The sequence below is a fragment of the Saccharopolyspora sp. NPDC002686 genome, from assembly GCF_040295745.1.
Taxonomy (GTDB): domain Bacteria; phylum Actinomycetota; class Actinomycetes; order Mycobacteriales; family Pseudonocardiaceae; genus Saccharopolyspora; species Saccharopolyspora oryzae.
Map to the genome: position 1 here is coordinate 1 of NZ_JBEOVY010000279.1, position 10646 is coordinate 10646.

At 69.7% G+C, this 10646-nt stretch carries 10 protein-coding genes; 5 read left to right on the forward strand and 5 right to left on the reverse strand.

Going from position 1 to position 10646, the window contains the following annotated elements; all coding sequences use genetic code 11:
* The first annotated feature begins 470 nt into the window (after positions 1-470).
* Both ABTZ89_RS28780 and ABTZ89_RS28785 read left to right on the forward strand, forming a co-directional pair.
* Positions 471-1496 carry a tryptophan dimethylallyltransferase family protein gene (locus ABTZ89_RS28780; protein ID WP_351050462.1) on the forward strand — a complete coding sequence of 342 codons (1026 nt, stop codon included), beginning with the start codon at positions 471-473 and terminating at the stop codon, positions 1494-1496.
* A 67-nt stretch (positions 1497-1563) separates the two neighbouring features.
* Complete coding sequence (locus ABTZ89_RS28785; protein ID WP_351050465.1) at positions 1564-2937, forward strand: tryptophanase; 1374 nt, start codon at positions 1564-1566, stop codon at positions 2935-2937.
* Positions 2938-3001: 64 nt separating this feature from the next.
* Here ABTZ89_RS28785 and ABTZ89_RS28790 read toward each other — a convergent pair whose 3' ends face one another.
* From ABTZ89_RS28790 to ABTZ89_RS28805, 4 genes are read right to left on the reverse strand one after another with little or no spacing between them, the layout of a single operon-like run.
* Positions 3002-3538 (reverse strand): GTP-binding protein, encoded by a 537-nt coding sequence (locus ABTZ89_RS28790; protein WP_408641994.1) that lies wholly within the window; start codon positions 3536-3538, stop codon positions 3002-3004.
* A 58-nt stretch (positions 3539-3596) separates the two neighbouring features.
* Positions 3597-3956, reverse strand: a complete 360-nt coding sequence (locus ABTZ89_RS28795; RefSeq protein WP_351050468.1) for a DUF742 domain-containing protein — start codon at positions 3954-3956, stop codon at positions 3597-3599.
* 2 nt (positions 3957-3958) lie between these two features.
* The gene (locus tag ABTZ89_RS28800; protein ID WP_270954424.1) at positions 3959-4363 is read right to left on the reverse strand and encodes a roadblock/LC7 domain-containing protein; all 405 of its coding nucleotides are present in this window, start codon (positions 4361-4363) and stop codon (positions 3959-3961) included.
* 36 nt (positions 4364-4399) lie between these two features.
* Entirely contained in the window at positions 4400-6820 is a 2421-nt protein-coding gene (locus tag ABTZ89_RS28805; RefSeq protein ID WP_351050472.1) for a sensor histidine kinase, read from the reverse strand.
* A 584-nt stretch (positions 6821-7404) separates the two neighbouring features.
* Here ABTZ89_RS28805 and ABTZ89_RS28810 point away from each other — a divergent pair.
* Entirely contained in the window at positions 7405-8223 is an 819-nt protein-coding gene (locus ABTZ89_RS28810; RefSeq protein WP_351050475.1) for a polysaccharide lyase, read from the forward strand.
* 37 nt (positions 8224-8260) lie between these two features.
* Here ABTZ89_RS28810 and ABTZ89_RS28815 read toward each other — a convergent pair whose 3' ends face one another.
* Entirely contained in the window at positions 8261-8683 is a 423-nt protein-coding gene (locus tag ABTZ89_RS28815; RefSeq protein WP_270954607.1) for a MerR family transcriptional regulator, read from the reverse strand.
* 55 nt (positions 8684-8738) lie between these two features.
* Here ABTZ89_RS28815 and ABTZ89_RS28820 point away from each other — a divergent pair, with 55 nt between their 5' ends.
* Entirely contained in the window at positions 8739-9710 is a 972-nt protein-coding gene (locus ABTZ89_RS28820; RefSeq protein ID WP_351050479.1) for an oxidoreductase, read from the forward strand.
* 288 nt (positions 9711-9998) lie between these two features.
* The coding region (locus ABTZ89_RS28825) for an SDR family NAD(P)-dependent oxidoreductase (protein WP_351050482.1) at positions 9999-10646 on the forward strand (648 nt) is incomplete at its 3' end.

The window sequence follows — 10646 nt, forward strand, 5'->3', positions numbered from 1 at the left end:
CGTGGGGCGCTGACCCGGCCGCTGTGGACCGATCGCCCGGGTCGATCGGTCCACCCGGGACACCACGACGTCCTCGAACGAACGATGAATCCCGGAGCCCCCGCCCGACAAGTCGACGTGAACTCCGAGCACGACCGAATCGGGCAGGATTCCGATGCGGTTCACCCGATTGCGAACAACGCCGAACCTGTAACAAACCGAATTCCGAATCGGAATCACCGTTCCATCACGAATCGATCTCATCCGCACTGTCCAATGGTGCCCGCATGACGCACTTGACCTGCGCTGTGCACCGGCAAAAGTAAGAGATGCCGAAGATCACGCCAGTGGACCTGGCATGTCCGGAACGCACGTATTAGCGTGACCGCGCCTCAGGCTGTGCGAGGGGCATGCCACGGATTCGAGTCACATGGATCGGGGTTTCCATGAGTCCTGCCGAGAGAACGCTGGGCGAGTTAACGAAAAAGCAGTTGCAGAACCTCTGCGACGTCATCGGCATAGACAAGAGCACGCCTCCGCACCTCGTCGGCGAAATGCTCGGACCGGTCGCCAATCGCTCGCTGTCCGAACCGCCGCTGTGGCCCTCCGGCGTCGCCGACGACGCGAGCCCGGTGGAGTACTCCGTCCAGTTCGAGAGCAACGGCGCCCGGCACCTGCGTATCCACCTCGAGCGGCTGGCCGAGAACCCCAGCCCGGTGGCCAACCTGCAAGCGTCCAAGGACCTCGTCGCGGAACTGGCCGAACGCCACGACCTGGCCCTGGAACGCCTGGAAGCCGTGCAGGACCTCTTCACCTCCGAACAGCCCCAGAGCTGGTTCTCCTGGGCGTTCTCGCTGATCTTCGACACCCGCGGCAACCCGTCGTTCAAGCTCTACTTCAACACCGACATGCACGGCGAGGACGCTGCACCGGAGGTCGTCGCCGAGGCCTTCGACCGGCTGGGCATGCCGAACGCGTTCGACCTGGTCACCAACCACGCCCTCCGCCGCGAAGGGCTGGACCTGCCGACGTTCTTCGCCATCGACCTCGAGCACAGCGAGCAGGCGCGGGTCAAGCTCTACGTGCGGCAGCTCAACGCCCGGGCCGCCGACGCCGAGCTCGCCGCCAGCGCGGTGCCCGGCATCGACCCCAGCGCGGTCCGCGAATTCTGCTCGGTGCTGGCCCCGGGCACCGAGGTCTTCGACCGGCGGCCGCTGATGTCGAGCTACTCCTTCGTCTCAGGCGACCTGGACAAGCCCAGCAACTACAGCCTCTACCTGCCGATCCGCGACTACGTCCCGCACGACGGGGTGGCCCGCGACCGGGTCGCCCAGCACCTGCAGCGCCTCCACCTCGACCCCGCGGCGCTGGACGGGTCCCTCACCGCGCTCACCGATCGCCCGCTGGACGCCCAGGCCGGACTGCTCGCGCACATCTCGCTGCGGCTCAGTCCGAACCAAACCGGGACCTCGCTGTACCTCTCGTCCGAGGCCTACGGCGGAACCGTCCAGAACTAGGCGAACCCCCGAGCCGCCGGGCACCCCGCCCGGTCAACCCGTCAGAGAACCGTAGGGAGCACCCCGCATGCCGCATCTCCGGCCCTTCGTGTCCGCCGTCGTGCGCCCCATCCCGATCACCACCCGGGAGGAGCGCATCGCCGAGCTGGACCGCGCCGGCCACAACCCGTTCAACATCCGGGGCGACAAGGTCAGCATCGACCTGCTGTCGGACTCCGGGACCGGCGCGGTGTCGACCGACCAGCAGGCGTGGGCGCAGCGGGCCGACGAGCGGTACGCCGGCGCCGACTCCTGGTTCCGGTTCCGCGACGCCGTCCGCGACGTCGTGCCGCACGAGCACGTCCTGCCCGTGCACCAGGGCCGGGCCGCCGAGCGGGTGCTGTTCGGCGCGCTGATCGGGCCGGGCGACATCAGCCTCAGCAACATGCACTTCGACACCACCCGGGCCAACGTCGAGCGCATCGGCGCCGAGGCCCGGGACCTGCCCAGCCCCGAGCTGTTCGACATGGCCGGCGACGCACCGTTCAAGGGCAACATCGACGTCGAGGCAGTCAAGGCCGTCCTCGCCGGGCCGGACGGCTCCCGGGTCAAGCAGATCGTCGTCACCATCACCAACAACGGCGGTGGCGGCCAGCCGGTGTCGATGGCCAACCTCGCCGAGATCCGCGCGGTGGCCACCGAGCACCGCGTGCCGCTGGTGCTCGACGCCGCGCGGTTCGCCGAGAACGCCTGGCTGGTCACCCGGCGGGAGCCCGGCTACCAGGACTGGAGCCCGCGCGAGGTGGCGCGCAAGGCGTTCGAGTTCGGCGACGCCGTGGTCGCCAGCCTCAAGAAGGACGGGCTCTCGCACGAGGGCGCGTTCATCGCGGTGCACGATTCCGAGCTGGCCGACCGCTGCGAGGTCGACGTCATCGCCACCGAGGGTTTCCGCACCTACGGCGGCCTGACCGGACACACCCTGGAGCAGCTCGCGCAGGGCCTGCGCGAAGTGCTGGACCCCCACTACCTGGCCGACCGGGAGCACGAAGCCGGGTTCCTGGCCAACCGGCTGCAGGCCGCGGGCGTGGAGACGGTCCGCCCGACCGGGCTGCACGCGGTCTACGTCAACGCCGGTGCGCTGCTGCCGCACCTGCAGCCGCACCACCTGCCCGACCACGCGCTCACCTGCGCGCTGTACCGGGAAGGCGGCATCCGGGCCGCGGGCGGGGCGCTGTTCCTCGGCGAGTTCGACGAGAACAACGAGCTGGTCACCCCGCCGCCGTTCGAGCTGGTCCGGTTGGCGCTACCGCGCCGCGTCTACGACCGCAGCCACATGGAGTACGTCGCCGACGTCCTGGGCGAGATCGCCAAGAACCCCGAGCAGGTTCCGGGCTACCGCCTGACCCACAACCCGGAGGTGCTGCGGCACTTCCGCTGCCGCACCGAGCCGATCGAGCCCTGATCCCCGACGCGACGAGGGGCGCCTGGAATCCCGTTCCAGGCGCCCCTCCCCGCTCTCGCGAGTCCTATGTGGACGGAAGCTTGTCGATCGCCCGCTTCACCAGGGTGAGCAGCGTCGTCTTGGCCAGCTCCCGGTCCCGCGCATCGCACATCACGATCGGCACGTCCGGCGAGATGGTCAGCGCCTCGCGCAGCTCCTCCGGCTCGTAGTGGTAGGCGTCGTCGAAGACGTTGACGGCCACCACGAACGGGATGTCGCGCCGTTCGAAGAAGTCGATGGAGGCGAACCCGTCCTCCAGCTTGCGGGTGTCGACCAGGACCACGGCACCGGCCGCACCCAGCGCCAAGTCGTTCCACAGCGGCCAGAACCGGTCCTGCCCGGGCGCGCCGAACAGGTACAGCACGATCTGCTCGGAGATCGTGATGCGCCCGAAGTCCAGCGCCACCGTCGTGGTCGTCTTGCGCTCGACACCGGTGACGTCGTCCACGCCCTCGCTGACGACCGTCATCTCCTCTTCGGTGGTCAGCGGCGGGATCTCGCTGACCGCGCCGACCAGCGTGGTCTTGCCCGCACCGAACCCGCCCGCGATGACCAGCTTCACCGGGATCGGCGCCGACTCGGCCCCGGATCCGCCTGGGACGGAACGACTTTCGACCAGACTAGAGTCTGCTAAGGCCACGGTACACCTGCTCCAAGATCTCTCGGCTGACTTCGGTACGAGGCGAGCGCACGAAGACGGCGCCGTGGTCCAGCAGGTCGCTGCACAGGACCCGGACCACGCCCACCGGCTGCCCCAGCAGCACGGCGAGCTCGGCCAGCGACACCGGGCGCGTGCACGCGTCCAGGATCCAGCCGTGTTCCGGGGTGAGCTCCAGCCGCAGCGGCTCCGGGCGCGGCTCGACCGTCAGCACCTGGCTGGCCGTGTCGAGCCGCGTTCTCCCGGTCGGCGTGCGACCGCGCGTGATCGTGTAAGGACGGACGATCGGGCCCGCCTCGTCGTCGTACCACGCCTCGTCCACCGTCAGGTCCTTTCGCGCGTTTCCCTGGGGGCGGCCGACAGGAAGCTGCCGACGCGGGTGATGAGCCGTCCCATCTCGTACGCCACGAGCTCGATGTCGGCGTCGGACGAGCACAGCACCGCCAAGCACGCCCCGCTGCCGGCAGCGGAGACGAACAGGAAGCCGTGCTCCATCTCGACGTGGGTCTGCGCTACCTGCCCGCGACCGAAGTCCTTGCTGACGCCCTTGCCGATGCTGCGCATGCTCGACGCCGCGGCTGCCAGCTTGTCGGCGGAGTCGCGGTCCAGGTCGACCGACTTGGCGATCACCAGGCCGTCGTTGGACAGCACGACTGCGTGGTCGGCACCGTGCACGCCCTGCACGAAGTCGTCCAGCAGCCAACTCAGTTTCGACGCTGTTTCGGTCATGGCCACCTCACACACACTTGCTTCTCGTCTGGTCTCTCAGGAGCGGTCGGCCGGCTCGTCGCCGAATCCGCCGCGGAACGCCCGTCGGAACCCGGCCAGCTTGCTGGGCGTGGCGACGACGTCCTGATCTTCCTGATCTGGATCATCGCGCAGGCCGTCCGCGAGGTTGCGCTGCGGGACCCGCTTGGGCAGCGGCGGCCGGCTGCTCTTCGGCTTCTGCTCCTCGGGCTGCGCCGCCTGCTCCACCTGCGGCGGCGCGGCCGGGGGCGGCTCTGGCGCGGGTGCCGGGTCCGACTGCGGCCACTCGTAGGTCGTGTCGACCGGCTTCGGGGCCGGCGTGTCGGGCTCGTCGGTCATGACCCCATTCCAGCTCAACTCGCGCGGCTTGGGCACCGCCGGGAGCTCGTGTCCCACGCCACTCCGGACCGCCTGGTTCGGCGGCAGGGTCAGCGGCCCGCTGCCGTTGCTCGAGGTCACCGAGGTGTCGGCGTCCAGCAGGCGGTCCGGGATCAGCACCGTGGCCCGGGTTCCGCCGTAGGCCGAGACGCCGAACTCGACGGCGATGTCGCGGCGGTGCGCCAGCCGCGCCGCGGTGAACAGGCCCAGCTGCTCGGCCTTGTTGCTCTCCAGCACCAGCCGGTCGAACTCCGGCGGCGCGGACATCATCGCGTTGGCCCGGCCGCGGGTCTCCTCGTCCATGCCCAGGCCCTGGTCGGCGATGTCGATGGCGACACCGCGCGCGACCTCCTTGGCGTCCACCTGCACCTGGGTGTTCGGCGGCGAGAACGCGGTGGCGTTGTCGATCAGCTCGGAGATCAGGTGGATGGTGTCGCCGACGGCGGCGCCGTGCACCATCATCTTCGGCACGTGCCCGACGACCACCCGCGAGTACTGGTCGATCTCGGAGATCGACGAGCGCACCACGTCGATCAGCGCGACCGGGCGGCTCCACCGGCGGCCCGGCTGCTGGTCACCGAGCACCAGCAGGTTCTCCACCGTGCGCCGGGCGCGGGTGGTGGAGTTGTCGAGCTCGAACAGCTTGGCCAGCTGCGCGGAGCTCTCCTCGTTCTTCTCCAGCTGGTCGATGGTGCCGTGCATCTGCCGCAGCAGCCGCTGGATCCGGTGCGCCATGCCGACGAACACCACGCGCGCGCCCTGCCGGGCCCGGGTCTCGCCGACCGCGGCGTCCATCGCCTGCCGCTGGAACAGCTGGATGGCTTGCGCCACCTGGCCGACCTCGTCGTTGCCGAAGTGCTCCAGCGCGGCCATCTCGGCCTTGACGTCGACGGCCTCGCCGTCGCGCAGTCGCCGCACCACCTCGGGCAGCTTGTTGGCCATCACCAGCGATTCGGTGCGCAGGCCCTGCAGCCGGGTCAGCAGCGCCTCGTCGACCACCGAGCGGTAGACGCGGCGGGCGTAGATGAAGGACACGAGCGCGACGACCAGCGCGGCCAAGCTGCCCCACAGCACCGTCCACAGTGCATCGCTGCCGCGGTCGACCGCTTCCGCCGAGACCTCGTCGGCCTGCGCGACCACCAGGCCGGAGAGCTCGGTGCCGACCTCGTCGGAGAGCCGGCGCCACTCGTCGAGCTGCACCGGCGCGTCGTCCCCGCTGGTGAACCCGCCGCTGCCGACGAACCGGTCCTCGACCCCGGTCAGCTGCTGCCAGGCCGGGCTGGCCACCAGCTTCTCGTACCGGGTGCGGACGACGGGGTGCATGCTCGAGACGTTCTGCTCCACCGTGCTGCGGTACGCGTCGATGTAGCGCGACAGGCGCCGGTGCTGGTCCGCGGGCAGCTGCCCGGTGTCGAGCGCGGTACCGACCAGGGACGTTTCACGGGCGAACATGTCCGCCGCGCGGAGCAGGTCGGTCGCGGCGATCGCGCCCTGCCGGGTCTCCGGGTCGAGGGTGAGCTTCGCCTGGACGTCGGCCAGCTTGGTGGCGGAGTCGAACAGGCCGTCGTAGAAGTCGCTGACCTCGTCGTTGGAGATCTGCCCGGAGGCCACCCGCGTGCGGATGCCGTCCATCCGGTCGAAGTAGGCGGTCAGGTCGGTCAGCGAGCGCTGGATCTCCTCCGGCGCCGAATCGATCAGCCCAGCGGCGGCCCGGTTCATCGCGTCGATGGCCTGGTCGGTCTTGCGCTGCTGGTCGAGCAGTCCCGCCTGGTCCACGCCCCGCTGGTCGACGACCTCGAAGGTGAGCAGGCGCTCCTTCTTCACCTCCTCCAGCGCCGACATCGCGGGCAGCGACATCTGCCGGACGCTGGTCGCGACCATCTGGGTGTAGATGGCCTCGGACGCGAATGCAGCGCAACTGACCGCCCAGAGGATGACCACGACGATCCAGGGGATGACGACCGACCACGTCAGCCGCGACCGGATCGAGTTCTTCTCCTGCCGACCGGCGCGCTTTCGCGGTCTTTCCAGAGGTGCCAAAGACTCGTTCTGGGTTGTCACTTCCACGCACTCTCAATTGTTCTGGCCAGTGCGGAAACCATCCGTCCACGCCGAAGCGCGGTGCCCGGCCACCGACGACCGACGCGCTGCCGGGAGCTGCTGCTGGATCAGCGGCCTGCTCCGGGTCCCCTCCGTGCGCGACCGGTCGCGGCGGGCGCACGTCCGCTGGTTCGGCGCGCTCGCTCGTCCCCGATGTGCACGCACTGTATCGAACTAAGATCATCCGATAGTGAATGAACCGGACTTTGCGCGAAGTTGTGGCGCACAGCTCACGCCTTGACCCCGACGGCCCATCGGACTGCACCCGAACGGCCCAGCGCAGATCGCCCGATCAGCGGGTCAAGGTGGATGTGGCCCGGGAAGCCGAGTTCGGCTCGGAATGAGCCCTTTTCATCCTGTCCGGCATGCGACCGCGAAGCACGACCGGCACCGCTGCGCAAACCGAGTGCGGAAAGCCCTCAACGGCGGTTGACCGATCACCCGGCCCTGGTGTGTCCTGGGACTTCGCCGGGGCGCTGTCCCCCGGCGAGACCGCACCGCCGCCCGGTCCACATCGCAGCACAGCCAGATGCGAGGTGTACGACGTGGGCAAACGACGCTTGACCGGGTTGACGGGAATCGCGTTGGCGGCACTGCTGGCGCTGTCCGCGGCCCCGGGCGGGGCCTCCCCCGCCGCCGAGTCCTGGAGCGGTGGATTCGCCGACTTCCCCGGTGATTCGTGGAAGCAGCAGTGGGGAGTCGTCGACGAGGGCACCTTCGGGTACGACCGGATGACCCCGCAGGACGACGCGCTCGACGTGTTCTACGGCAAGGGCTCCTCCGCGCCGTCGTGCGGCGACTGCCCGAGCGAGGGCGGCGGCCAGTTCTACACCGACTTCCGCTCGATCGGCCGCGACGACCTGGCCGACGCACCGGTGCTGCACCTGAGCTACCAGGTGCGGTTCCCCGCCGACTGGGACTTCGGCCGGCGCGGCGGGAAGCTGCCGGGCCTCTACGGCGGTCCGCCCGGGCAGGCCAGCGGCGGCGAGCACGGCAAGGCGTGGTCGACCCGGTACATGTGGCGGATCCGCAGCGACGAGCCGAAGGCCACGGTCTACGTCTACGACCCGTCGATGGGCGACGGCTACGGCGAGGACGTCGGCCTGGGCGCGTGGAACTGGCAGGCCGACGACCAGTGGCACACCGTGGAGCAGTCGGTGGACCGCACCAGCGGCACCATCACCGTCTGGTACGACGGCCAGCAGGTGCTCAGCGAGCAGGGCATCCGCGAGATCGCCGACATCCCGTTCTCAGGCGTTTTCTTCTCCACCTTCTTCGGCGGCCACGACACGTCCTGGGGTCCGAGCCGGGACGTGCACGCCCAGTTCCGCGACTTCCGGGTGTCCGACACCGGGTCGAGCTGATCGGACCGCGGGCCTTCCGCCCGGGAGGCCCGCGGGTTCAGCCGCGGTTCGCCGGATCCCAGAGCCCTTCGGCCGCACCGGATCGCAGGTGTTCGGTGTAGACGCCGACCTTCCACCGGATCAGCGATCGGCACTCCTCGAGCGCGCTGATCTGCGCCTCGACGCGCTCGCGGTGGGCGTCCAGGAGTTCCAGCCGCCGCTCCTCGTTGCCGGGCCCCTGGCGGACGAGTTCGGCGAACCGCTTCAGGTCGGCCAGCGGCATCCCGGACTCCCGGAGCTTGACGCAGATCTGCAGCCAGTCCACGTCGACCTCGGTGTAGACCCGCCGCCCGCCGGTGGTTCGCCGCACCGGACCGATGAGCAGGTCCTCCCGCTCGTAGTACCGCAGCGCGTGCACGCTCATCCCGGTGCGCTCGGCGACCTGCCCGATGGTGAAGGCCTCGTTCGGCGCGGAAGTCATGGGCCCACCTCGACGATTTGACCTAGAGTGCGCTCTAGATCCTAGCGTTCTCGGCGTGGAACACGTTCAGCAGACACCGATGGGATCGGGCTTCTCCGCCGACTCCACGGCAGCACAGGTGATGGCGGGCATCGACCTCCGCGGGAGGACGGCTCTGGTGACGGGCGGGTACTCCGGACTGGGGCTGGAAACCACGCGGGCCCTGGTCGAGGCAGGGGCCCGCGTCATCGTCCCGGCCCGGCGACCGCAGCTCGCCCGGGACCGGCTGGCCGGCATCGGGGGTTCGGTCGTCCCGATGGACCTCGCCGACCTCGCCAGCGTTCACCGGGCTTGCCAGCACGTGCTCGGCAGCGAGGCGAAGCTGGACTTCGTGATCGCCGCCGCGGGGGTGATGGCGAGCCCGGAGCGCCGGGTCGGACCCGGTTGGGAGAGCCATTTCGCGATCAACCACCTCGGCCACTTCGCCCTGCTGAACCTGCTCGCTCCGCTGCTCCTGCGCGGCGGCGCGCGGGTGGTCAGCTACTCCTCCGCCGGCCACCACCTGTCCGACATCCGCTGGCACGACCCGCACTTCGAGCGCGGCTACGACAAGTGGGAGGCCTACGGCCAGTCCAAGACCGCCAACGTGCTGTCGGCCGTGCGGCTGGACGAGCTCGGCCGGTCCGACGGGGTCCGGGCGTTCGCCCTGCACCCGGGGCCGATCCTCACCGAGCTGCAACGGGATCTGACCCGGGCCGAGCAGATCGAGTTCGGGTGGATCGACGCCGATGGCAACGTCGTCGGCCGCGGATTCAAGACGCCGGGCCAAGGAGCCGCGACGGGATTGTGGGCCGCCACTTCGCCGAAGCTGACCGACCGCGGAGGGTTGTACTGCGAGGACTGCGACATCGCACCACTCGCCGACCCAGCCGGGACGATGGACGAGGGAGGAGTCCGAGCCCACGCGCTCGACCGCGAAAGCGCCGACCGCCTCTGGCAGATCTCAACCGACCTCACCGGAGTCCGCTCCCCCTGGACCTCCCAGTGACAACTGCTCATCTCCCGGCACCGCCATCAGATCCCAACTCTGCGCGGTCCCACGGTGCCGGGGAACGCAATTTCAATGGAAATCAGAGGTCCGATTTCCATTGAAATTGCGGAAGTTGTCCACAGCGGGGTCGACCTGTCCACAGGTGTCGGTGTGTCGTTGACCGACATGCCGGTGCGCGTCGGAGCGGACCGGGTTGGAGCGTGATGGCCGAATACCGCCAGCTTCGAAGGGGTTTCGCCGACAGGATCGGGTTCGTCCGATGACGACGAGCATTTCGAGGAAGAGATGAACACGGCGCGTTTCGAGTCCAAAGTGGTCCTGGTGACCGGTGCGACCTCCGGTATCGGCGAGGCCACGAGCCGGCGGCTGGCCGCCGAAGGTGCGGCAGTGGTCCTGGGGGCCCGCAGCAAGGACGTCGGCGAGGAGCTGGCGGCCGACATCCGCGCGACGGGCGGCCGCGCGCTGTTCGTGCCCACCAACGTGACGGTGGAGAGCGAGGTCGCGGCGCTGGTGCGCGCGGCGGTGGACGAATTCGGCCGGCTCGACGGCGCGTTCAACAACGCCGGTGCGGTGACCGCGTTCGGCGCGGTGCAGGACATCGCCGCGTCCGGCTGGCACGAGGAGATCGAGGTCAACCTGAGCAGTGTCTACTTCGGTCTGAAGCACCAGGTCCCGGCCATCCTCGCCTCGGGTGGCGGGGCGATCCTGAACAACGCCTCGAACCTCGGGGTGGTGGGCATGGGCAGCGTTTCGCCCTACGCGGCGGCGAAGCACGGCATCGTCGGGCTGACGAAGTCGGTCGCGCTGGAGACCGCGGCGCAGGGCGTCCGCGTCAACTCCATCGCCGCCGGCGCGGTGGACACCCCGGCGTTCCGCAGCACTATGGGCGCGACGCCGGAAGGTGAGGCCCAGATCGCCGGGCTGCACCCGGTG